The sequence below is a fragment of the Streptomyces sp. BoleA5 genome, assembly GCF_000373665.1.
Lineage (GTDB): Bacteria > Actinomycetota > Actinomycetes > Streptomycetales > Streptomycetaceae > Actinacidiphila.
Genome location: NZ_KB892113.1, coordinates 123,787 through 145,030 on the forward strand (window position 1 = coordinate 123,787; position 21,244 = coordinate 145,030).

The 21,244-nt window shown below is 73.3% G+C and carries 21 protein-coding genes; 12 read left to right on the forward strand and 9 right to left on the reverse strand.

Translation table 11 applies throughout. From position 1 onward, the window contains the following. Window positions 1-23: 23 nt before the first annotated feature. From B085_RS0124835 to B085_RS0124845, 3 genes are all read left to right on the forward strand, one after another. Entirely contained in the window at window positions 24-617 is a 594-nt protein-coding gene (locus tag B085_RS0124835; protein ID WP_018561308.1) for a SigE family RNA polymerase sigma factor, read from the forward strand. Further along, complete coding sequence (locus B085_RS0124840; RefSeq protein ID WP_018561309.1) at window positions 614-1,555, forward strand: hypothetical protein; 942 nt, start codon at window positions 614-616, stop codon at window positions 1,553-1,555. The genes B085_RS0124835 and B085_RS0124840 overlap by 4 nt, the downstream gene beginning before the upstream one ends. A 78-nt stretch (window positions 1,556-1,633) precedes the next feature. Beyond that, on the forward strand, window positions 1,634-2,287 hold the full coding sequence (locus B085_RS0124845; protein ID WP_018561310.1) for a PH domain-containing protein: 654 nt from the start codon (window positions 1,634-1,636) through the stop codon (window positions 2,285-2,287). 75 nt (window positions 2,288-2,362) lie between these two features. Here the strand turns inward: B085_RS0124845 and B085_RS0124850 are convergent, their stop codons facing one another. The 3 genes from B085_RS0124850 to B085_RS0124860 form a co-directional block, all read right to left on the reverse strand. Further along, on the reverse strand, window positions 2,363-4,093 hold the full coding sequence (locus B085_RS0124850; RefSeq protein ID WP_018561311.1) for a phospho-sugar mutase: 1,731 nt from the start codon (window positions 4,091-4,093) through the stop codon (window positions 2,363-2,365). 284 nt (window positions 4,094-4,377) lie between these two features. Beyond that, on the reverse strand, window positions 4,378-5,211 hold the full coding sequence (locus B085_RS0124855; RefSeq protein ID WP_018561312.1) for a purine-nucleoside phosphorylase: 834 nt from the start codon (window positions 5,209-5,211) through the stop codon (window positions 4,378-4,380). 134 nt (window positions 5,212-5,345) lie between these two features. Then, window positions 5,346-5,783, reverse strand: a complete 438-nt coding sequence (locus B085_RS0124860) for a gamma-glutamylcyclotransferase (protein ID WP_026251397.1) — start codon at window positions 5,781-5,783, stop codon at window positions 5,346-5,348. Between the two features lie 63 nt (window positions 5,784-5,846). Between B085_RS0124860 and B085_RS0124865 the strand changes: the two genes are divergently transcribed. Both B085_RS0124865 and B085_RS0124870 read left to right on the forward strand, forming a co-directional pair. Beyond that, a complete protein-coding gene (locus tag B085_RS0124865) occupies window positions 5,847-7,295 on the forward strand; it encodes an NAD(P)H-quinone dehydrogenase (protein WP_026251398.1) in 1,449 nt (482 codons plus the stop codon). Between the two features lie 180 nt (window positions 7,296-7,475). Continuing rightward, on the forward strand, window positions 7,476-8,465 hold the full coding sequence (locus tag B085_RS0124870; protein ID WP_018561315.1) for a DeoR/GlpR family DNA-binding transcription regulator: 990 nt from the start codon (window positions 7,476-7,478) through the stop codon (window positions 8,463-8,465). Window positions 8,466-8,548: 83 nt separating this feature from the next. On the opposite strand, the gene B085_RS0124875 is transcribed toward B085_RS0124870, so the two are convergent. Beyond that, entirely contained in the window at window positions 8,549-10,321 is a 1,773-nt protein-coding gene (locus B085_RS0124875; RefSeq protein WP_018561316.1) for an acetyl/propionyl/methylcrotonyl-CoA carboxylase subunit alpha, read from the reverse strand. 376 nt (window positions 10,322-10,697) lie between these two features. On the opposite strand from B085_RS0124875, the gene B085_RS0124880 reads away from it, so the two are divergent. After that, the gene (locus B085_RS0124880; RefSeq protein ID WP_026251399.1) at window positions 10,698-11,165 is read left to right on the forward strand and encodes a hypothetical protein; all 468 of its coding nucleotides are present in this window, start codon (window positions 10,698-10,700) and stop codon (window positions 11,163-11,165) included. 53 nt (window positions 11,166-11,218) lie between these two features. Here the strand turns inward: B085_RS0124880 and B085_RS0124885 are convergent, their stop codons facing one another. The 4 genes from B085_RS0124885 to B085_RS0124900 form a co-directional block, all read right to left on the reverse strand. Then, complete coding sequence (locus B085_RS0124885; RefSeq protein ID WP_026251400.1) at window positions 11,219-11,830, reverse strand: nucleoside triphosphate pyrophosphatase; 612 nt, start codon at window positions 11,828-11,830, stop codon at window positions 11,219-11,221. A 14-nt stretch (window positions 11,831-11,844) separates the two neighbouring features. Then, the gene (mmpB, locus tag B085_RS51505; RefSeq protein WP_018561319.1) at window positions 11,845-11,976 is read right to left on the reverse strand and encodes a morphogenic membrane protein MmpB; all 132 of its coding nucleotides are present in this window, start codon (window positions 11,974-11,976) and stop codon (window positions 11,845-11,847) included. A 91-nt stretch (window positions 11,977-12,067) separates the two neighbouring features. Then, entirely contained in the window at window positions 12,068-12,274 is a 207-nt protein-coding gene (locus B085_RS0124895; RefSeq protein ID WP_018561320.1) for an acyl-CoA carboxylase subunit epsilon, read from the reverse strand. Between the two features lie 15 nt (window positions 12,275-12,289). Beyond that, complete coding sequence (locus tag B085_RS0124900; RefSeq protein ID WP_018561321.1) at window positions 12,290-13,879, reverse strand: acyl-CoA carboxylase subunit beta; 1,590 nt, start codon at window positions 13,877-13,879, stop codon at window positions 12,290-12,292. Window positions 13,880-14,096: 217 nt separating this feature from the next. On the opposite strand from B085_RS0124900, the gene B085_RS0124905 reads away from it, so the two are divergent. From B085_RS0124905 to hutH, 5 genes are all read left to right on the forward strand, one after another. Next, the gene (locus tag B085_RS0124905) at window positions 14,097-14,939 is read left to right on the forward strand and encodes a biotin--[acetyl-CoA-carboxylase] ligase (protein ID WP_018561322.1); all 843 of its coding nucleotides are present in this window, start codon (window positions 14,097-14,099) and stop codon (window positions 14,937-14,939) included. A 91-nt stretch (window positions 14,940-15,030) separates the two neighbouring features. Next, window positions 15,031-16,179 (forward strand): adenylate/guanylate cyclase domain-containing protein, encoded by a 1,149-nt coding sequence (locus B085_RS0124910; protein ID WP_018561323.1) that lies wholly within the window; start codon window positions 15,031-15,033, stop codon window positions 16,177-16,179. Window positions 16,180-16,411: 232 nt separating this feature from the next. Continuing rightward, window positions 16,412-17,215, forward strand: a complete 804-nt coding sequence (locus tag B085_RS0124915; RefSeq protein WP_018561324.1) for an enoyl-CoA hydratase/isomerase family protein — start codon at window positions 16,412-16,414, stop codon at window positions 17,213-17,215. A gap of 98 nt (window positions 17,216-17,313) precedes the next feature. Further along, window positions 17,314-18,465 (forward strand): sensor domain-containing diguanylate cyclase, encoded by a 1,152-nt coding sequence (locus B085_RS0124920; RefSeq protein ID WP_018561325.1) that lies wholly within the window; start codon window positions 17,314-17,316, stop codon window positions 18,463-18,465. Window positions 18,466-18,620: 155 nt separating this feature from the next. Next, the gene (gene hutH / locus B085_RS0124925; protein WP_026251402.1) at window positions 18,621-20,201 is read left to right on the forward strand and encodes a histidine ammonia-lyase; all 1,581 of its coding nucleotides are present in this window, start codon (window positions 18,621-18,623) and stop codon (window positions 20,199-20,201) included. A gap of 46 nt (window positions 20,202-20,247) precedes the next feature. Here hutH and B085_RS0124930 read toward each other — a convergent pair whose 3' ends face one another. Further along, window positions 20,248-20,538, reverse strand: a complete 291-nt coding sequence (locus B085_RS0124930) for a hypothetical protein (protein ID WP_018561327.1) — start codon at window positions 20,536-20,538, stop codon at window positions 20,248-20,250. 189 nt (window positions 20,539-20,727) lie between these two features. Between B085_RS0124930 and B085_RS43695 the strand changes: the two genes are divergently transcribed. Beyond that, window positions 20,728-21,123: a hypothetical protein gene (locus tag B085_RS43695; protein ID WP_078620047.1), complete on the forward strand. Its 396-nt coding sequence runs from the start codon at window positions 20,728-20,730 to the stop codon at window positions 21,121-21,123. Window positions 21,124-21,244: the final 121 nt, after the last annotated feature.

The following is a 21,244-nucleotide window of genomic DNA, read 5'->3' on the forward strand; positions in this document are numbered from 1 at the left end:
CTGGTGGGTGAAGGGGGTCATCGATGAATCCAGACGACGAGGCGGAGTTCCAAGGCTACGTCCGTGCCAGATGGGCCCATCTGGTCAGGACCGCCTATCTGCTCACAGGTGACGGGCATCACGCCGAGGACCTCGCGCAGACCGCGCTGGCCAAGGCCTATCGGTCGTGGCGGCGGGTGCAGCGCAGCGACAATCCGGACGCGTATGTGCGGCGGATCCTGATCAGCTGCAACAAGGACCGGTTCCGCAAGAAACGCGTGGCCGAACGGCTCACGGACGTACCGCCCGAGGGCGCCGGCGCCGATCCCACGGCGCGGGTGGCGCAGCGCGAGGAGCTGCTGGCGGCGCTCGGCGAACTGCCGGCGCGGCAGCGGGCCGTGGTCGTGCTCCGGTACTGGGACGACCTGTCGGAGACCGAGGTCGCCCACGCGCTCGGCTGCTCGGCCGGGACGGTCAAGAGCCAGGCGGCCCGCGGCCTGGCCAAGCTGCGGGCCCGGCTGGGCACCGCCGTGATGGCCGCGGAACCCGTCGGGGCCGGTGCGGGTGCGGGTGCGGGGACGAGGAGCGGGCCGTGGGGCACGGCGAAGCACACGAAGGTCGGAGGAGGGGCCCGATGAGGGACGCGGGAGACACGGCGGGTCACGGCACAGGGGACGGTGACTCGGAGTTCGAGGCGCAGCTGCGCGAACTCCTGGAGGACCAGACGGACGGGCTGCGCACGGGCGAGGCGCCCTACGCGACCATCGTGCGGCGGGGCAGGCTGGGCCGCAGACGCCGGATGTTCGCCGCGGGGGCCGGGCTGGCGGCGCTGCTCGCGGTGCCCGGTACGGCCGTCGCGTGGCACTACCAGCCAGGCGCTGCCCAGCCCGCACATGACACCCGACTGTCGATGCCGGCGAGTACCTCGGAGCGGACGAGCGCGTCGCCGAGCGGGCCCATGGCGCCGGCGACACCGGGGCAGCTGGCCGACGGGATCACGATGGAGCGGGCGGCCGAGGTGCTGGGGAGGTGCCTCGCGTACGGCGGGGAACACCGACCCAAGGGGTTCCCCTTCGCACGCGACCACGGGAACGCCGAGGACTACCGCGTGATACTCGCGCTGAACGCCTCGGGTGACGAGAACTCCCCGGGCGACGGCATCCGTGTCGTGGCGGTCGCAACCGTGGACGGCGACCCCGTCCGCCTGATCTGCACGGACAAGGACGGGGAGGCGGGCGGTATCGACAGCAGCATCGGAGCGGACGGCGCTGCGGGCCGTGGACCCGTCGTGCCGGACGACAACGCCTACCGGCTCTACAAGCAGGACGGCGCCACCGGACCGGGGCTGCCGTACCACTTCCCCTTCCGCTGGGGCAGCATCGGGACGGTCGAGCCCGGGGTCGCCAAGGTCACCGTCTCCTGGGGCGGCGTCACGCGGCAGGCCGCGCTCGACCACGGCTACTTCGCCGCGACCGGGGTCCTGGCCGCGGCGGAGGACTCCCTGCCGCACATCAAGGGCTACGACGCGGCGGGCAAGCTCGTGTACGACTCGACGAAGGACAAGGGGTACCAGTAGGCGGCCGCCGACGCCGATGCACTAACGCAACCTCCGCCCCGCCGGGCGCGGGCCCGGGGTCGGGCACAATCTGATCTCATGACGAGCTCCGAGAACCCCGCCCCCGAACCGCAGCCCGACCCCGGGCAGCCGAAGTACGCCGAGCGCGCCTACCGCTCGGCGGCCGGTGTCGCCGGTGGCGTGATCATGCTCGCCGTCACGCTGTGGCTCGGCATCGACGCGATCGTCCGCGGTACGGGGAACACCCCCTGGCTGGCCCTCGCGCTGATGCTGCTGATCGTGCCGCTGGTCGTCGCGTTCACCCTGCGCCCGGTCGTCCGGGCCGGGGACGACCGTCTGCTGGTCCGCAACCCCTTCCGTACCGTCACCGCGTCCTGGGGCGCCGTGGAGGGACTGCGCTCCGGCTACTCGACCGAGCTGTTCGTGGAGGGCAAGAAGTACCAGCTGTGGGCCGTCCCGGTGTCGATGCGCGCCCGCAAGCGGGCCGCGCGGGCCAGGACGCGCGCCGCCGCCGCGGGCGACCCGGGAGCGACGCTGGGGGCCCGCCCCGGCGCGCCGGACACGACCCGGGCCTGGTCCGACCGCGTGGTGGACGAGCTGCGCGAGCTCGCGGAGCGGCACGGCGCCCGGGAGGGCGCGCCGAGCGAGGTCACGGTCCGCTGGGCGTACGAGGTGATCGCCCCGGCGGTGGCGGGGGCGGTCGTGCTGATCGTCCTGATGGCCATCGGCTGAGCCCGAGACAGGGCGCGAACGCCGCCCCGGTCGCGCCCGGGCGGGCACGACCGGGGCGGCGTCGTCAGCAGGGCGTCAGGCCTGCGCCGGGGCCTCGTCCCGGGGGAGTCCGGCGGCGGTCGCGAGGTCGGCCTTGACGGCCGCCAGCACCTCGGCGGCCTGGGCGCGGACGGTGGCCAGCCGGTCGGCGCCGGGCACGGGAAGGACCGCCTCCAGGTAGCACTTCAGCTTGGGCTCGGTGCCGCTCGGGCGCACGATCACCCGGGCCGACTCCACACCGGCGCCCGGAGAGCCGGCCAGCCGGTAGCGCAGGCCGTCGGTGGGCGGCAGTTCGGCGCTGCCCCTGGAGAGGTCCTCGGCGGTGACGACGGCGAGACCGGCCAGCGAGCTGGGCGGCCGCTCCCGCAGCCGGCTCATCGCGTCGTCGATGACCGACAGGTCGGCGACCCGCACCGAGAGCTGGTCGGTGGCGTGCAGCCCGTACTCCAGGGCGATGTCGTCCAGCAGGTCGGAGAGCGTACGGCCCTTGGCCTTGAGCTCGGCGGTCAGTTCCGCGAGGGCCAGGGCGGCGGTGACGCCGTCCTTGTCGCGCACGCCCGCGGGGTCGACGCAGTAGCCCAGCGCCTCCTCGTAGCCGAAGCGCAGGCCCTCCACCCGGGAGATCCACTTGAAGCCGGTCAGGGTGTCGGCGTAGGGCAGCCCCGCGCGCGCCGCGATGCGGGAGAGCAGGGAGGAGGAGACGATGCTCGCCGCGAAGGTGCCGTCGGCCCGGCGGTGCACCAGGTGGGTGGCGAGCAGCGCGCCGACCTCGTCGCCGCGCAGCATCCGCCAGCCGCCCCCGGCGGCGCGGTCCGGCACGGCCACGGCGCAGCGGTCGGCGTCGGGGTCGTTGGCGATGACGATGTCGACGTCGGGGCCGAGCGCCCGGGCAGCGGCGAAGGCCAGGTCCATCGCCCCCGGCTCCTCCGGGTTGGGGAAGGCGACGGTCGGGAAGTCCGGGTCCGGCTCGCCCTGTTCTGCGACGACGTGCGGGGCGGCGAACCCGGCGCGCTCGAAGGCGGCGGTCAGCACATCGCGGCCGACCCCGTGCAGCGGGGTGTAGACGACCGAGAGGTCACGCGGGGTGTGCCGGTCCACGACGGAGGCGGCGCGGTCCAGGTAGGCCTCGACGACCTCCTCGCCGAGGACCTGCCAGCCGCCGGCCGCCAGCGGTACGCCGGACAGCGGGCCGATCCCCGCGATCTCGTCGGCGATCCCCGCGTCGGCGGGCGGCACGATCTGCGAGCCGTCGCCCAGGTAGACCTTGTAGCCGTTGTCCCGCGGGGGGTTGTGGCTCGCGGTCACCGCGACACCCGCGACGGCGCCGAGGTGGCGGATCGCGAAGGCCAGAACCGGCGTCGGCAGCGGTCCGGGCAGCACGGCCGCCCGCAGGCCTGCGCCGACCATGACGGCCGCGGTGTCGCGGGCGAAGTCCAGCGACTTGTGGCGGGCGTCGTGGCCCACGACGACCAGCCCGTCGCCCTTGCCCTGCGCCGTGAGGTACGCGGCGAGACCGGCGGCCGCCCGGATGACCACGGAGCGGTTCATGCGCATCGGGCCCGCGCCGACCTCCCCGCGCAGCCCCGCCGTTCCGAACTGCAGGGTGCCGGCGAACCGGTCCGCGAGGTCGCCGGCCGCCGCCGTGTCACCCGACTCGACGGCCGCGAGCAGGGCCTCGAGCTCGGCACGGGTGTCGGGGTCGGGGTCCTCGGCCAGCCAGGCGCGCGCCTGGGGGATCAGCTCCGCGTTCTCGCTTGCGCTTGCCACGTGATGCTCCTGCGATGTCTCGGTCTTCGGTGCCGCTCGCGCCGCGCGCGGGTCGGTTTGGGGCCTGCCTTCGGCCCGTCATGCCCGCGACCGGTGCCACAGCGGGAGGCCGCGCGGCGGGATCCCGTCCGGCCGGGCGGCGGCGGAGCGGGCCGCCGCGACGAGCGCCGCCCGGTTACCTCCCCGTAGGCCGCCTTCCCCAACCAGGGTGCGGGCACCCCTGGGATCGCGCGCGGTGTGCCGGCGCGGGGGCGCCGGTCCGCCCACCCGGGGGCGTGGGGCGGTCAGATGCGCTCGAGCACCTGGGCGAGCAGGCTGCCCATCCGCGCGGCGGAGTCGCGGCCGGCCTCCAGGACCTCCTCGTGGTTCAGCGGCTCGCCCGTCATGCCGGCGGCGAGGTTGGTCACCAGGGAGATGCCGAGCACCTCGGCGCCCGCCTCGCGGGCCGCGATGGCCTCCAGCGCGGTGGACATGCCGACGAGGTCGCCGCCGATGACCCGGACCATGTTGATCTCGGCCGGGGTCTCGTAGTGCGGGCCGGGGAGCTGGACGTAGACGCCCTCCTCCAGGGAGGGGTCGACCTCCTTGCACAGGGCGCGCAGCCGCGGCGAGTACAGGTCGGTGAGGTCGACGAAGTTGGCACCGACGATCGGCGAGGCGGCCGTCATGTTGATGTGGTCGCCGATCAGCACCGCCTGGCCGGGGCGGTAGGTGGGGCGCAGCCCGCCGCAGCCGTTGGTCAGGACGACGGTCTTGCAGCCGGCGGCGACGGCGGTGCGCACGCCGTGCGCGACGGTGGCGACGCCGTGGCCCTCGTAGAAGTGGTTGCGGCCCAGGAAGACCAGCGCCCGCTTGTCGCCGATCCGCACGGAGCGCACCTTGCCGGAGTGCCCGGCCACGGCCGGCGGCGGGAAGCCCGGCAGTTCGGTCACCGCGAACTCGTGATCGGCCTCGCCGAGGGCGTCGGCGGCAGGCACCCAGCCGGAGCCCATGACCAGGGCGACGTCGTGGGTCTCGCCGCCGGTCAGCTCGCGCAGGCGGGCGGCGGCGGCCGTGGCGGCGGCGTACGGGTCGCCGAGCGGGGTGCGGGCGGCGTGGGGAGTTGCGGAAGAGTTCACGCCGATGAGAGTAGCCGGTTATCTCCTACGCGCGTAGACGTCCCAGGTCACGGTCTGCGGAATTTCGGAGGATCCGCCGATTGACGGGGTCCGGGGGGCCGTGGGGAGGCCGCCCCGCCCGGGCTGCCGCCGGGTCAGCAGGGGCGCTTGCGCAGTTCCATGACGTAGTCGTACGGAGCGCCCGCCGACTCCGCCGCGTCCGCGATCTCCCCGAGGTAGCGCGCGGACGGCAGACCGCCCTCGTAGTCGTTGAGGACGTAGATCCACGCGGGCAGGTCGCCGTCGAGGGTGTGCGCCCGGACCATGTGGCGCCGGTAGATGCCCAGCGGGACACCCTCCCAGCGGTCCATCGGCTCCTCGTCGACCGGGGCGATGTCGTACAGCCCGACGAAGACCTGGTGCAGCGGATCCTCCACCAGGGTGGCGAGCGCGCCCTCCCAGCCCATCTGCTCGCCGCCGAAGGTCAGGCGCCAGCCGCTGAGCCAGCCGGTGCCGCGCAGGGGCGAGTGCGGGGCGCGGCGCGTCATCAGCCGGGCGTCGAGGTTGCCGGCGTAGGCGGCGTAGAGCGACATGGTCATGAGAGTACGACAGCGGGACACCGCCCCCGTAAGTGATCACTTGGCGCGTGCGGGACAATGGGGTACGTGAATCGGATCGTGATCATTGGTGGCGGACCCGGCGGATACGAAGCGGCCCTGGTGGCCAGCCAGCTGGGGGCGGAGGTGACCGTCGTCGACTGCGACGGGCTGGGCGGGGCCTCGGTTCTCACCGACTGCGTGCCGTCGAAGACCCTGATCGCGACGGCCGAGGTGATGACCACCTTCGACTCGTCGTACGAGGAACTGGGCATCATCGTGGCGGACGACACACCGCACATCGAGCAGGCCGCCCGGGTCGTCGGCGTCGACCTCGGCAAGGTCAACCGGCGGGTGAAGCGCCTGGCGCTCGCCCAGTCCCACGACATCACCGCCTCCGTCACCCGTGCGGGCGCACGGGTGATGCGCGGCCGCGGCCGGCTGGAGGGCATGCAGGCGATCGACGGCTCCCGCACCGTCATCGTCGAGGCGGCCGACGGCACCTCCGAGACCCTCACCGCCGACGCCGTGCTGATCGCCACCGGCGGCCGCCCCCGCGAGCTGGCCGACGCGAAGCCGGACGGCGAGCGGATCCTCAACTGGACGCAGGTGTACGACCTGGACGAGCTCCCCGAGGAGCTCATCGTGGTCGGCTCCGGCGTGACGGGCGCCGAGTTCGCCGGCGCGTACCAGGCGCTCGGCTCGAAGGTGACCCTGGTCTCCTCCCGCGACCGCGTCCTGCCCGGCGAGGACCCGGACGCCGCCGCCGTCCTGGAGGACGTCTTCCGCCGCCGCGGCATGAACGTCATGGCCCGCTCGCGCGCCGAGGCCGTCAAGCGGGTGGGCGACCGCGTCGAGGTCACCCTCTCCGACGGCCGGGTCATCACCGGCAGCCACTGCCTCATGGCCGTCGGCGCGATACCGAACACCTCCGCCATGGGCCTGGAGGGCGCGGGCGTCAAGCTCAAGGAGTCCGGGCACATCTGGACCGACAAGGTCTCCCGCACCTCGGCGCCCGGCGTGTACGCGGCCGGTGACGTCACGGGCGTCTTCGCGCTCGCCTCGGTCGCGGCCATGCAGGGCCGGATCGCGATGTACCACTTCCTGGGCGAGACGGTCGGCCCGCTCAACCTCAAGACGGTCTCCTCGAACGTCTTCACCGACCCCGAGATCGCGACCGTCGGCTACACCCAGGCGGACGTCGACTCGGGCCTGATGGACGCACGGGTCGTCAAGCTCCCGCTGCTGCGCAACCCGCGCGCCAAGATGCAGGGCATCAGGGACGGCTTCGTGAAGCTGTTCTGCCGTCCTGGCACCGGCATCGTGGTCGGCGGCGTGGTCGTCTCGCCGCGCGCCAGCGAACTCATCCATCCCATTTCGATCGCGGTCGACAACAACCTGACCGTCGAACAGATGGCGAACACCTACACGGTCTATCCGTCGCTGTCGGGTTCGATCGCCGAAGCGGCACGGCAGTTGGCGACCCGAAAGGCGGCCGGAGAGCTCTGACAGGGCCTTCGGCACCGGCTCCGGCGCGTCACCGGAGCGGAAGCCTTCGCCTATATAGCACGGGGCGTCCGGCCCTGCGAACAACTTCTGTTAATCGGTGCAAACTGCTGATAGCGGAAGGTCATTGGCGTTACTGTCAGTTTCGTGTTCGCAGCAGAACGTCGCCAACTGATCCTCGAAATGGTGCGTGCCAACGGAGCGGTTTCGCTCCGTGAGCTCGCCCGTGTCGTCCAGACCTCGGAAGTGACCGTACGGCGTGACGTGCGGGCGCTGGAGGCAGAAGGACTGCTCGACCGCCGGCACGGCGGTGCGGTGCTGCCGGGGGGCTTCACCAGGGAGTCCGGCTTCCCGCAGAAATCCCATCTATCGACCGCGGAGAAGACGGCGATCGCCGATCTCGCCGCCGGTCTCGTCGAGGAGGGCGAGGCCATCGTCGTCGGCGCCGGCACGACCACCCAGGAGCTGGCACGCCGGCTCGCCCGGGTGCCGGGGCTGACCGTCGTCACCAACTCCCTGCTGGTGGCGCAGGCCCTGGCGCACGCGAACCGGGTCGAGGTGGTCATGACCGGTGGCACGCTCCGAGGCTCCAACTACGCGCTGGTGGGCAGCGGCGCCGAGCAGTCCCTGCAGGGGCTGCGGGTGTCGCGGGCCTTCCTGTCCGGGGCGGGGCTGAGCGCCGAACGCGGGCTGTCCACGTCCAACATGCTCTCCGCCAGCGTCGACCGGGCCCTGGTCCAGGCGGCGGCGGAGGTCGTGGTCCTGGCCGACCACACCAAGCTGGGCACGGACACCATGTTCCAGACCGTGCCCACGGATCTGATCACCCATCTGGTCACGGACGAGCCACCGGCGGGCGACGACCGCGCCGCCACGGAGCTCCAGGCGCTGGCCGACCGCGGTGTGCAGGTCGCCGTCGCGTCGACGGACGGGGCGGACAACGGGATGACCCACGGGCGGCAGCGACGGGAGATGCCGCCCGTGCCGGGACCCCGGCGCCACCAGCACCCCTCCGGCAACTATCCGGGCGGTTCGGCTCCCGGTGAGCCGCGCGCCAGGGCCGCCGGCCAGTCGGCCGGCGGCGTGTCGGGGATGTCCCCGCTGCGCACCGCCCAACTGGCCGGGGAACAGCAGGCCGCCCGGATCGCCGATCTGGCGCCGCGCCGACGCTAGACGGTGACGGCGGAACGCCGCGGGCGCCGGCCGAGTGATCGGCCGGGGCCCGCGGCGTTCGTGCTGCCGTCCGCGGACGGGCGTCAGTCCTTGATCTCGCAGAGGAGGGCGCCCGAGGACACGGAGGAACCGACGTCGGCGGTGAGGCCCTTGATGGTGCCGGCGCGGTGGGCGTTGATGGGCTGTTCCATCTTCATCGCCTCCAGCACCACCACGAGGTCGCCCTCTTCGACGTGCTGACCCTCCTCGACCGCGATCTTGACGATCGTGCCCTGCATCGGGGAGGTCAGGGAGTCGCCGGAGGCCGCGGAGCCGGCCTTCTTGGTGGCGCGGCGCTTGGGCCGGGCACCGCCGGCGGCGGCGGTGCGGGCCAGGGTCATGCCCAGCGAGGCGGGCAGGGAGACCTCCAGCCGCTTGCCGCCGACCTCGACCACCACGGTCTCGCGGCCGGGCTCGGTGTCGTCCTCGGGGTCGGCCGGGGCGGCGAAGGGCTTGATGTCGTTGACGAACTCGGTCTCGATCCACCGGGTGTGGACGGTGAACGGACCGGTCTTGCCGTTGACCTCGGGGGCGAACGCCGGGTCGCCGACCACCGCGCGGTGGAACGGGATGGCGGTGGCCATGCCCTCGACCTGGAACTCGGCCAGGGCGCGCGCCGCGCGCTGCAGGGCCTGCTGCCGGGTGGCGCCGGTGACGACGAGCTTGGCGAGCAGGGAGTCCCAGGCGGGGCCGATCACGCTGCCGGCCTCGACACCCGCGTCCAGACGCACACCGGGGCCGGTGGGCGCGTCGAAACGGGTGACAGTGCCGGGGGCGGGCAGGAAGCCCCGGCCCGGGTCCTCGCCGTTGATGCGGAACTCGAAGGAGTGGCCGCGCAGCGGCGGGTCGTCGTAGCCGAGTTCCTCGCCGTCGGCGATGCGGAACATCTCGCGGACCAGGTCGATGCCGGTGACCTCCTCGGTGACCGGGTGTTCGACCTGCAGACGGGTGTTCACCTCGAGGAAGGAGATGGTGCCGTCCGTGCCGACCAGGAACTCGCAGGTGCCGGCGCCGACGTAGCCGGCCTCCTTGAGGATGGCCTTGGACGCCGCGTAGAGCTGGGCGTTCTGCTCCGGGGTCAGGAACGGCGCGGGGGCCTCCTCCACCAGCTTCTGGTGGCGGCGCTGCAGCGAGCAGTCACGGGTGGAGACGACCACCACGTTGCCGTGGCTGTCCGCCAGGCACTGGGTCTCCACGTGCCGCGGCTTGTCGAGGTAGCGCTCGACGAAGCACTCGCCGCGGCCGAAGGCGGCGACGGCCTCGCGGACGGCCGACTCGTACAGCTCGGGGACCTCGTCCAGGGTGCGGGCGACCTTCAGGCCGCGGCCGCCGCCGCCGAAGGCGGCCTTGATCGCGATCGGCAGGCCGTTCTCCCGCGCGAAGGCGACGACCTCGTCGGCGCCCGAGACGGGGTCCGGGGTGCCGGCGACGAGGGGGGCTCCGGCGCGCTGCGCGATGTGCCGCGCGGCGACCTTGTCGCCGAGGTCGCGGATGGCCTGCGGCGGGGGGCCGATCCAGGTGAGCCCGGCGTCCAGGACGGCCTGGGCGAAGTCGGCGTTCTCCGACAGGAAGCCGTAGCCGGGGTGGACGGCGTCGGCCCCGGACTCGGCTGCGGCCGCCAGCACCTTGGAGATGTCCAGGTAACTGGTGGCCGGGGTGTCACCGCCCAGCGCGTATGCCTCGTCGGCCACGCGCACGTGCAGCGCGTCCCGGTCCGGCTCCGCGTAGACGGCCACGCTGGCGATCCCGGCATCCCGGCAGGCACGGGCGACGCGGACTGCGATTTCACCGCGGTTGGCGATGAGCACCTTGCGCACGATGGCTCCCTCCTTGAAACAAGCAGAGTTTAGGTACTGGCGACACTTCGTGCCGAGGCACCCCTGGGGGTGAGCTTGCCCACACGGAGGGTGATACGGGCCCCCAATCAGGACCCGGATGCCTAGGCTTCCTACGGTAAAGCCCCATTTATCCCGGTGCTTGCGGCCCTGGGGTGTGGGCCGGGTCACCGTCCTCCACCGTGACCGACGTGGCGCTTTTTTTGTGGGAACTCCACGAAGGCCCGGGTAAATCTTTGCCGGACCGGCGCCCCATACGGGTGGTGCCGCGCGGACTCTTGCCGCAACTCCTACCCGTTAGTAGCGTTCGGCCAGCGAAATACCGCCGGTAATAGGGGTCTGGGACAGGGGGCGCGCAGTGCGCAGAAGTGTCGCCGTGGCGGCGGCCGTATTGCTGATCCTGGAGGCGTTCGGCTTCGCCTTCGTCAACTGGATCATGGGTATCGCCGTACGGCATCAGCAGATGTCCCTGGCCGGGCTCGATCCGGGCGCGATGGCGGTGGGCGCATGGGCGGCGGGCGTGCTGATGGCGCTCTTCCTCATCGCCTGCGCGGTCGTGCTCGTCCGTATGGCGCAGCGCGACCGGTCCCCGGGCCGCTTCGGCCGGATCCTTCTCATCGTGTGCGCGGTGACCCACGGGGTCCTGGGCGCGGGGCTGGCCGCCCCGGTGGGCTGGGCCGCCTTCGTGGGGATGATGGTGGTCCTGGGGTTCGTCGTGCTCGCCCTGGTGCTGTACGCGGGAGAGGCGCCCGCCTCAGCCTCCGGCCCGGACGGCGAGCCCGGCGGAGGCGCGCCCCCGCCGCCCGTCGCCCCCGCCGCCGTCTGACCGGCCCGGAACAACGGGCCGGTCCGAGCGGGCCGGTCCGAGCGGGCGGCCGATCAGACCCAGAAGTCGGTGATGCGCAGGTCCAGCCCGGCGAAGAGCCGGCGCAGCAGCGGCAGCGAGATGCCGATGACGTTGCCGTGGTCGCCCTCGATGCCCTCGACGAACGGCGCCGAGCGGCCGTCGAGGGTGAAGGCGCCGGCCACGTGCATCGGCTCGCCCGAAGCGACGTAGGCGGCGATCTCGGTGTCGTCCGGGGTGCCGAACCGCACCGTGGTGGAGGCGGTCTCCGAGACGCGGCGGCCGGTGGCGAGGTCGATGACGCAGTGCCCGGTCCGCAGCACGCCGGAGCGGCCGCGCATGGACTTCCAGCGGGACGTCGCGTCCTCGGCGTCGACCGGCTTGCCCAGTGCCACTCCGTCCAGGTCCAGGACGGAGTCGCAGCCGATGACGACCTCGCCGTCGGAGAGCCCCGCGGCGACCGCGGAGGCCTTGGCCTCGGCCAGTACCCGGGCGAGCTCGGCGGGGCTGCCGGCGCTGATCGCGTCCTCGTCGACACCGCTGACGACGACCCGCGGGTCCAGCCCGGCCTGCTTCAGCAATCCCAGGCGCGCGGGCGAGGCGGAGGCGAGGACGAGCGGGCGGGGGCTGCGGCTGCTGTCGGTCATGACCGTCATCGTAGTCAGCAGCGCCAGGCCACCAGGGCGGTGATCAGGGGGACGGCGACCGCGATCACGAGCATCGCGCGGCGCAGCATCGCCTGCGCCTGCCGCATCTCCTCGGGGGGTTCGTCGGACGGGTCTGACCACAGCATGCCGTCCAGGTTGCGCCGTGGAGAACGCCCGCGCCTGAGTACGGGTACTCAGGCGCGGGCGGGCAAGCGGACCATTTCCGTCCGCCGGGGGTCAGTGCGGCCAGTAGGTGCTGCGCCAGGACGCCGGCGCCGGGAGCGGCATCCGGCCGGGCACGTTGCGCGCCGGGGAGGCCCACTCGTCGGCCGCCCGCGGGCCGTCGGCGGGCCCCGCGGCCGCCGCGGCCCGGGCCTGGACGAGGGCTATGACGGCCGCCAGCTCCTCGGGGGTCGGGTTGCCCCGTTCGACCTTGATCACCATTGCTGGGCGCGCTCCTTACAGGGGGATGTTGCCGTGCTTCTTGGGGGGCAGGCTCTCGCGCTTGTTGCGCAGCGTCCGCAGGGCCTTCACCAGGTGCATGCGGGTCTCCGACGGCAGGACGACCGCGTCGACGTAGCCGCGCTCCGCGGCGACGTACGGGTTGAGCAGGGTGTCCTCGTACTCCCGCATCAGCTGGGCGCGCAGCGCCTCCGCCTCCTCGGGGGAGCCGGCCTCGGCCAGGGTGCGGCGGTGCAGGATGTTGACGGCGCCCTGGGCGCCCATGACGGCGATCTGGGCGGTCGGCCAGGCCAGGTTGAGGTCCGCGCCGAGGTGCTTGGAGCCCATGACGTCGTAGGCGCCGCCGAAGGCCTTGCGCGTGATGACGGTGATCAGCGGGACGGTGGCCTCGGCGTACGCGTAGATCAGCTTGGCGCCGCGCCGGATGATGCCGTTCCACTCCTGGTCGGTGCCGGGCAGGAAGCCGGGGACGTCGACGAAGGTGATGACCGGGACGTTGAAGCTGTCGCAGGTGCGGACGAAGCGCGCCGCCTTCTCGCTGGCGTCGATGTCCAGGCAGCCGGCGAACTGCATCGGCTGGTTGGCGACGACGCCGACCGGGCGGCCCTCGATCCGGCCGAAGCCGGTCACGATGTTGGGCGCGAACAGCGCCTGGGTCTCCAGGAACTCGCCGTCGTCCAGGACGTGCTCGATGACCTGGTGCATGTCGTACGGCTGGTTCGCCGAGTCCGGGATCAGGGTGTCGAGCTCCAGGTCCTCCGCGGACACCTCGGACTCCGCCTCCTGCGGGAAGGCGGGGGCCTCCTGGAGGTTGTTGGACGGCAGGTAGGACAGCAGCGCCTTGACGTACTCGATGGCGTCCTTCTCGTCACCGGCCATGTGGTGCGCGTTGCCGGAGACGGTGTTGTGCGACCGGGCGCCGCCCAGTTCCTCGAAGCCGACGTCCTCACCGGTGACGGTCTTGATGACGTCCGGGCCGGTGATGAACATGTGCGAGGTCTGGTCGACCATCACCACGAAGTCGGTGATGGCGGGGGAGTAGACCGCGCCGCCCGCGCAGGGGCCGAGGACGAGGGAGATCTGCGGGATGACGCCGGAGGCGTGGGTGTTGCGCCGGAAGATCTCCCCGTACAGGCCGAGTGAGGTGACGCCCTCCTGGATGCGCGCGCCGCCGGAGTCGTTGATGCCGATGACCGGGCAGCCGGTCTTCAGCGCCCAGTCCATGACCTTGACGATCTTCTCGCCGAAGACCTCGCCGAGCGCGCCGCCGAACACGGTGAAGTCCTGCGAGAACACGGCCACCGGACGGCCGTCCACGGTGCCGTGGCCGGTGACGACGCCGTCGCCGTAGGGGCGGTTCCGCTCCAGGCCGAAGTTGGTCGAGCGGTGCCGGGCCAGCTCGTCCAGTTCGACGAAGGAGCCCTCGTCCAGCAGCAGTTCGATGCGCTCACGCGCGGTCAGCTTGCCCTTGGCGTGCTGTTTCTCCACCGCACGCGCCGAGCCGGCGTGGGTCGCCTCGTCGATCCGGCGGCGCAGGTCCGCCAGCTTGCCCGCAGTGGTGTGGATGTCGATCTCCGGCTCGGCCATGGGAGGCGGCTCTCCTGCTCTCGTCGGGTCGTGCTGAGGGTGTGACGTGACTCGCGAGTAATACTGTTTTCGTAGCGTAACCGCGTGGATGCTGCCCGGTCAGTGCGGCGTTGGCCACACTCCACTCCCAGGGTCCGCCTTCCCGGCCGCCGCGTCGTCCCGGACCCGGACGGGCCGCGTCCGCGGCGATCCGCAGGGCAGACCCTAGGCTGGACACATGACCTCGAACCGCTGGTCCGACCTGGAGCGACCGCCGCTCAACGCGGCCGCCCTGCGCCGTGCGATCGTCACCCCCGACAGCATGTGGACCGACCTGGACGTGGTGGGCTCCACCGGCTCCACCAACAGCGACCTGGGCGCCCGGGCCCGGGAGGGCGCCGCCGAGGGCGCCGTTCTGGTCGCCGAGGAGCAGTCCGCGGGCCGCGGCCGCCTGGACCGCCAGTGGCAGGCCCCCGCCCGCTCCGGGCTCTTCTTCTCGGTGCTGCTGCGGCCGACCGCCGTCCCGCCCCGGCGCTGGGGCTGGCTGCCGCTGCTGGCCGGCGTGGCGACGGCCTCCGCCGTGGCGCGCACGGCGGGCGTCGACACCGGGCTGAAGTGGCCCAACGACGTGCTCGTCACCGTCGACGGCGAGGAACGCAAGACCGGCGGCATCCTCGCCGAGCGCGTCGGCGACGACGCCGTGGTGATCGGCATCGGCCTCAACGTCACGCTCCGCGAGGAGGAGCTGCCGGTCCCCGCCGCGGGCTCGCTGGCGCTCGCCGGGGCCAATGGCACCGACCGAGATCCGCTGCTGCGCGCGGTGCTGCGTTCGCTCGCCGACTGGTACGGCGAGTGGCTGCGCGCCGACGGCGACCCCACCGCCTCCCGGCTGCAGCAGGCGTACGCCGCCGGCTGCGTGACACTCGGCCGCACCGTGCGTGCCGAACTCCCGGGTGGGGGCGAGGTCAGCGGGCGTGCGGTGGCCGTCGACGACGACGGGAGGCTGGTCGTCGCGACCGCCGAGGGCGAGCGGGCGGTCGGCGCCGGCGACGTCGTCCACGTACGCCCGGCGGGAGAGTGAGCCAGGACACACCTGCCGTATTGTTGAGGCGGCAGCCTCCGACGCGGTGATCGGAAGGGCCGGTGCGCAGGGACTCAGGAGGGGGCGGGCGGTGACCGTGGACGACGCGAGCGACCTCCCGCCGCACGAGGAGCCGGGCGGCCGGCACGGCGGGCAGCCGGAACCCGAGGAGCTCGAAGAGCCCGAGGAACGGGGCGGATCCGCCCGCGCGGACGCCGTCGAGGAGGATCCGATCGCGCTCCGCCTGGAGCACCTGATCCTCGGCTCCGGACGGCACTACACACCCTTTCAGGCGGCTCGCAGCGCCGGCGTCTCCATGGACCTCGCCGCCCGGTTCTGGCGCGCGATGGGCTTCGCCGACATCGGCCAGGCTCGCGCGCTGACCGAGGCCGACGTCCTGGCGCTGCGGCGCCTGGCCGGCATGGTCGAGGCCGGGCTGATCAGCGAGAGCACGGCGATCCAGGTCGCCCGGTCCACCGGTCAGACCACGGCCCGGCTGGCGGAGTGGCAGACCGACTCCTTCCTGGAGGAGCTCACCGAGCCGCCCGAACCCGGCATGACCCGGGGCGAGGTGGCCTATCCGCTGGTCGAGCTGCTGCTGCCGGAGCTGGAGGAGTTCCTGACGTACGTGTGGCGCCGGCAGCTCGCCGCGGCCACCAGCCGGGTCGTCCGCTCCGACGACGAGGAGGCCGTGGACCGCCGGCTCGCGGTCGGCTTCGCGGACCTCGTGGGCTTCACCCGGCTCACCCGCCGGCTGGAGGAGGAGGAACTCGGCGAGCTGGTCGAGGCGTTCGAGACCACGGCCGCCGACCAGGTGGCCGCGCACGGAGGACGGCTCATCAAGACCCTCGGCGACGAAGTGCTGTTCGTCGCGGACGACGCCGGCACGGCCGCCGAGATCGGCATACGGCTCATCGAGACGATGAACGGCGACGAGACGATGCCGGCGCTGCGCGTCGGCATGGCCTTCGGCACCGTCACGACCCGCATGGGCGACGTCTTCGGCACCACGGTGAACCTGGCGAGCCGGCTGACCTCGATAGCGCCCCGGGACGCGGTGCTCGTCGACGGCGAGCTGGCGCAGGCGCTCGTCGCGGCGGGCGAGGCACCCGAGTCGGAGGCGGAGATCGCGCCCGGGTCGGAGGAGAAGTACCGCTTCGGGCTGCAGCCCATGTGGCGGCGGCCGGTGCGCGGTCTCGGCGTGGTCGAGCCCTGGCTGCTGAGCCGCCGGGGCGGCTGAGCCCGGCGGGCGACCGCTCCCGGGAGAGCGCCGCGCGCGGTCGCCGGCCCGGGCGGACCAGGTGGCCGTCGGCGCCCACGCCGAGCCCGGCGGGCATGGCGGTCTCGGCGTCGCGGCCGGCCGGCACCAGCGCCCGTCGTACCCGGGGAGCATGACGTCGAGGACGGGTGCGCCCACTACGCTGACCGTCGACGTTCACGATCGTTAACGGCGACCCGGAGGTGGCGGCGCGATGGCCGAGCAGCGGTTTGGCGAGTGGGTGGCGGTACGCAGGCACGGTGACGCCGGGCGGGTGGCGGAACTGGTGCTGGACCGGCCCAAGGCGATGAACGCCATCTCGACGGACATGGCCCGGGCGCTCACCGAGGCGTGCGAGGCGCTGTCCGGCGACCGGTCGGTGAGCTGCGTCGTGCTCACCTCGACCCACGAGCGGGCGTTCTGCGTGGGCGCCGACCTCAAGGAGCGCAACTCCTTCACCGACGCCGACCTCGGGCGGCAGCGCCCGTACACGCGCGCGGCGTACACGGCCGTGCTGGAGCTGGCGATGCCGTCGGTGGCCTCGGTGCACGGCTTCGCCCTCGGCGGCGGCTACGAGCTGGCGCTGGCGTGCGACGTGATCGTCGCGGACCCGACGGCCGTCGTGGGACTGCCGGAGGTCACGGTGGGCGTGATCCCCGGCGGTGGCGGCACGCAGCTGCTGCCGCGCCGGGTGGGCGCGGCACGGGCGGCGCAGCTGATCTTCACCGGGCGCCGGGTGCCCGCCGCGGAGGCGCTGGCGCTGGGCCTGGTGGACGTGCTCGCGGAGGAGGGCCAGGACCGTACGGAGGCGCTCGCGCTGGCCGCGCGGATCGCCGCGAACTCGCCGGTGGGCCTGCGGGCGGCCAAGCGGGCGATGCGGCTGGGCCAGGGCACGGACCTGCGGACCGGCCTGGACGTCGAGGACGCCGCCTGGCGCACGGTCGCCTTCTCGGGGGACCGCGCGGAGGGCGTCGCGGCGTTCAACGAGAAGCGCGACCCGGTGTGGCCGGGTGAGTGATTGAGCGGGAAATCGACCGTGCCGCCGGTGTGTAACGTGCGGGGCCGTGCGAACGTCGCAAACTGGTAAAAAGTTCTGCTGCGACAGGAGACGGGCGCATGGACGGCACCGGCGGGGACGCTCGACTGCGCGCCGTCGCCGAACTCGCGCGGGCCGTGGCGGCGGCGAAGTCGCCCATGGAGGCGGCCGTCGCCGCCGCGTCCTCGGCGCGGGTCGCGCTCGGCGGTTCCATGTCGGCGATCTCCCGCTGGGAGCGCGACCGCGGACGGCTGCGGGTCCTGGTCAACGACGGGGACCTGGCGCCCGGCGAGGAGCCGCAGCCCGCCGAGGAGGTGTACTCGGTCGCGGACTTCCCGGAGATCGTGGAGTTCCTGCACGCCAAGTGGACCGAGGGCGGCGAGCCGCATGCCTGGATCGAGACCGCCGAGGGCCCCTCGGAGGGCCGCGGCGGCGCCTACTGCCACCAGCGGGTGGCCACGCTGCGGCGGCGCGGCCGCACCTCCTGCGTCGTCGCCCCGATCCTGCTGCACGGGCTCGCCTGGGGCGAGCTGTACGTGGCCCGGGGAACGGGGCGGCCGGTCTTCGACCGGGACGACGCCGAGTTCGCGACCGTGCTCGCGACGCTCACCGCGGCCGGGATCGCCCAGACCGAGCGGCTGGCCGAGGTGCGCCGGCTGGCCTTCAGCGACCCGCTGACCGGGCTGGCCAACCGGCGGGCGGTCGACCAGCGGCTGGAGGAGGCGGTGGAGCGGCACCGGGCCGACGGGACCCCGGTGAGTCTCGTGGTCTGCGACCTCAATGGGCTCAAGCGGGTCAACGACCAGCTCGGGCACGCGGTCGGCGACCGGCTGCTGGTCGGCTTCGGCTCCGTGCTGTCGCTGTGCGGGGCCGCCCTGGAGGGCAGCCTGGTGGCGCGGCTGGGCGGTGACGAGTTCTGCCTGCTGTCGGTCGGGCACCGGGCGGAGGAGGTCGTGGCGGTCGCCGAGGAGCTGTGCGTGCGCACCAAGTGGCTGGGGCTGGGCGACGGGGTCGCGGTCGGGGTGGCGTCCACGGACGCCGAGATCGGCGTGGTGACCTCGGGGCGCCGGCTGTTCCGGCTGGCGGACGCGGCCCAGTACCGGGCGAAGGCCCTGCACTCGGTGGAGCCGGTGGTCGCCGGGCGCGGGGCGCCCGAGGACCCGGTGGTGCGGCTCGCCGACCAGCCCGCGGGCCACGACGTGGAGCGGCGCCGCTTCCGGGGGCGGGACTGAGCGGCGCGGCGGCCCCGCGGCCGTGGACCGTGGACCGCGGGCCGGGGAACGGGCCGCGGGACCGGGCCCGGTGGGCGGGGGCGGGGCGGCGCGGAAGAGGCCCGTCCGGCACGTGACAGGTAGCGATTCAGTCCGTAGGGTTCGTGAATATGAGTATGCATAACGTGGTGATCGGGGCCCACGGGGCCACGGCGGAGGACGTGCTGGCGGTGGCCCGCGGCGGTGCGCGGGTCGAGCTGTCTGCGGAGGCGCTGGCCGGGATCGCCGCGGCGCGCGAGGTCGTGGAGGCCCTGGCGGCGAAGCCGGAGCCGGTGTACGGCGTGTCGACGGGCTTCGGCGCGCTCGCGGTGCGGCACATCAGCCCCGAGCTGCGCGCGCAGCTCCAGCGCAGCCTGGTGCGCTCGCACGCCGCCGGCATGGGCCCGCGGGTGGAGCGCGAGGTGGTACGCGCGCTGATGTTCCTGCGGCTGAAGACGCTGGCCTCCGGTCGTACCGGTGTCCGTCCCGTCGTCGCCGAGACGATGGCCGCGCTGCTCAACGCCGGCATCACACCGGTCGTCCACGAGTACGGCTCCCTGGGCTGCTCGGGCGACCTGGCGCCGCTGTCGCACTGCGCGCTGGTGCTGATGGGCGAGGGCGAGGCCGAGGGCCCCGACGGTGTCGTGCGCCCCGTCCCCGAGCTGCTGGCCGAGCACGGCATCGAGCCCGTCGAGCTGCGCGAGAAGGAGGGCCTGGCCCTCATCAACGGCACCGACGGCATGCTCGGCATGCTCGTCATGGCCATCGAGGACCTGCGCCGGCTGTTCACCGCCGCCGACGTCACCGCCGCGCTCTCGATGGAGGCGCTGCTGGGCACCGACAAGGTGCTCGCACCCGAGCTGCACGCGATCCGCCCGCACCCCGGCCAGGCGGCCAGCGCCGAGAACATGCGCCGTGTGCTCGCCGGCTCCGGGCTCACCGGGCACCACCAGGACGACGCGCCGCGGGTGCAGGACGCGTACTCGATCCGCTGCGCCCCGCAGGTGGCCGGCGCCGGCCGGGACACCGTCACGCACGCCACGATGGTGGCCGACCGCGAGCTGGTCTCGGCCGTCGACAACCCGGTCGTGTTCGCTGGGGGTACCTCCCAGGCCGAAGGCTCCGGGGGAGGCAGGGTGGAGTCCAACGGCAACTTCCACGGCGCCCCCGTCGCCTACGTCCTGGACTTCCTGGCCATCGCCGCCGCCGACCTCGGCTCGATAGCGGAGCGGCGCACCGACCGGCTGCTCGACAAGAGCCGTTCGCACGGCCTGCCGGCCTTCCTGGCCGACGACCCGGGCGTGGACTCCGGCCTGATGATCGCCCAGTACACGCAGGCCGCGCTGGTCAGCGAGAACAAGCGGCTCGCGGTGCCCGCGTCGGTGGACTCCATCCCCTCCTCGGCGATGCAGGAGGACCACGTATCGATGGGCTGGTCGGCGGCCCGCAAGCTGCGGCAGGCGGTGGACAACCTGGCCCGGATCATCGCGGTCGAGCTGATGGCGGCGTCGCGCGCCGTCGAGCTGCGCGTGCAGGGCAGCGAGGTGCTGGTGGCCGCCCCGGCGACCCAGGCGGTGCTGAAGGCGGCACGCGAGGCGGGAGTGGGCGGCCCCGGTCCGGACCGCTTCCTGTCCCCGGACCTGGCGGCGGCGTACGACTTCGTGCGCGGCGGAGGCCTGGTGGCGGCGGCCGAGTCGGTGACCGGCCCGCTCGCCTGATCCCGGCCCCGTCCCGGCCCTGGGGCCGGGACGGGGTTGACGGGGCCTAGTACACGTCGCGGGCGCGGCGGCTCGCGTTGATCACGAGAGCCGCGCCCAGGCCGAGGAAGGCGGTTCCGCCGACCAGGTACGGCGTGGTGTCCACGCTTCCCGTGTCGGCGAGGTGCTGCCCCCCACCGGTGCCCGACCCGGTGGTGGTGGCGGTGGAAACGGACGACTGCATGCCCGTGTTCGCCGTGTGCTCGGCAGTGGCGGACGCGTTGGGCACGAAGTACAGGGCGCCGAGGACGGCTGCCGCCGTGATGGCGACGAAGGCGGGCGGACGGTGCGAGGTCAACGGATCCCCCAGCGGTTGCGGCGACTTGACCGTGAAAGCAGATGGTAGTGAGACAACCGCCGCGGAGGGAAGTTCGACCCCGGAACCGGAGCTTCCACGGGTTCCCGGAGGACCGCCGCGGGTATCCTTCGGCGCCGGAAGCGGACTGCCTGCGCAACGGGGGCCGTTCCCCCGCATACGCTCCGTCACATGAGCACTACTGACATCCCCACCGGGGAGAGCGGGCCGCGCTACGTGCGGCTCCAGGTGGAGCTGGTCCTGGAGATCACCGGGTCCGGCGAGCTGACCGACGCCGCGCTGGACCAGATCGGCGGCGACGAGTACATGCCGGACGACGAGCGGCAGCACGCCGAGGCGTCGGTGCGGCAGGACGAGTCGGAGGCGCTGGCGTACCTGGTCGATCCCTTCGACCTGGTCACCAGCGTGCCGGGGATCGAGCTGGTGCAGGCGTCCTGGTCCTGCGCCCACACCGAGTACGACCCCGACTCCGACGAGTGGGACCTCTACGACGACGAGGCGGACGACGAGGCGGACGAGGCCGACGAGGAAGCCGACATCGACGAGGAGGAACCGCGGGGGCGCTGAACGCGTCTTCGCCTGTGCGTGACTCACCTGCCCCGGGCCCCTCACGGGTCCGGGGTTTCGCACGGGCCGCGGACCGCGCCCATGTCACGTGCGTCACGCACGTGTTCTTCCCCACACTTCC

Bases quoted from the DNA above. Each gene is read 5' to 3' on its own strand.
- B085_RS0124915 (WP_018561324.1), top strand. From the start codon at position 16,412: ATGGCCGAGCAGCGGTTTGGCGAGTGGGTGGCGGTACGCAGGCACGGT.
- B085_RS0124865 (WP_026251398.1), top strand. From the start codon at position 5,847: ATGGGGTACGTGAATCGGATCGTGATCATTGGTGGCGGACCCGGCGGA.
- B085_RS0124895 (WP_018561320.1), bottom strand. From the start codon at position 12,274: ATGGTGATCAAGGTCGAACGGGGCAACCCGACCCCCGAGGAGCTGGCG.
- B085_RS0124920 (WP_018561325.1), top strand. From the start codon at position 17,314: ATGGACGGCACCGGCGGGGACGCTCGACTGCGCGCCGTCGCCGAACTC.
- B085_RS0124845 (WP_018561310.1), top strand. From the start codon at position 1,634: ATGACGAGCTCCGAGAACCCCGCCCCCGAACCGCAGCCCGACCCCGGG.
- B085_RS0124885 (WP_026251400.1), bottom strand. From the start codon at position 11,830: ATGACCGACAGCAGCCGCAGCCCCCGCCCGCTCGTCCTCGCCTCCGCC.
- B085_RS0124835 (WP_018561308.1), top strand. From the start codon at position 24: ATGAATCCAGACGACGAGGCGGAGTTCCAAGGCTACGTCCGTGCCAGA.
- B085_RS43695 (WP_078620047.1), top strand. From the start codon at position 20,728: ATGAGCACTACTGACATCCCCACCGGGGAGAGCGGGCCGCGCTACGTG.
- B085_RS0124840 (WP_018561309.1), top strand. From the start codon at position 614: ATGAGGGACGCGGGAGACACGGCGGGTCACGGCACAGGGGACGGTGAC.
- mmpB (WP_018561319.1), bottom strand. From the start codon at position 11,976: ATGCTGTGGTCAGACCCGTCCGACGAACCCCCCGAGGAGATGCGGCAG.
- B085_RS0124860 (WP_026251397.1), bottom strand. From the start codon at position 5,783: ATGTCGCTCTACGCCGCCTACGCCGGCAACCTCGACGCCCGGCTGATG.
- B085_RS0124900 (WP_018561321.1), bottom strand. From the start codon at position 13,879: ATGGCCGAGCCGGAGATCGACATCCACACCACTGCGGGCAAGCTGGCG.
- B085_RS0124870 (WP_018561315.1), top strand. From the start codon at position 7,476: ATGGTGCGTGCCAACGGAGCGGTTTCGCTCCGTGAGCTCGCCCGTGTC.
- B085_RS0124905 (WP_018561322.1), top strand. From the start codon at position 14,097: ATGACCTCGAACCGCTGGTCCGACCTGGAGCGACCGCCGCTCAACGCG.
- hutH (WP_026251402.1), top strand. From the start codon at position 18,621: ATGCATAACGTGGTGATCGGGGCCCACGGGGCCACGGCGGAGGACGTG.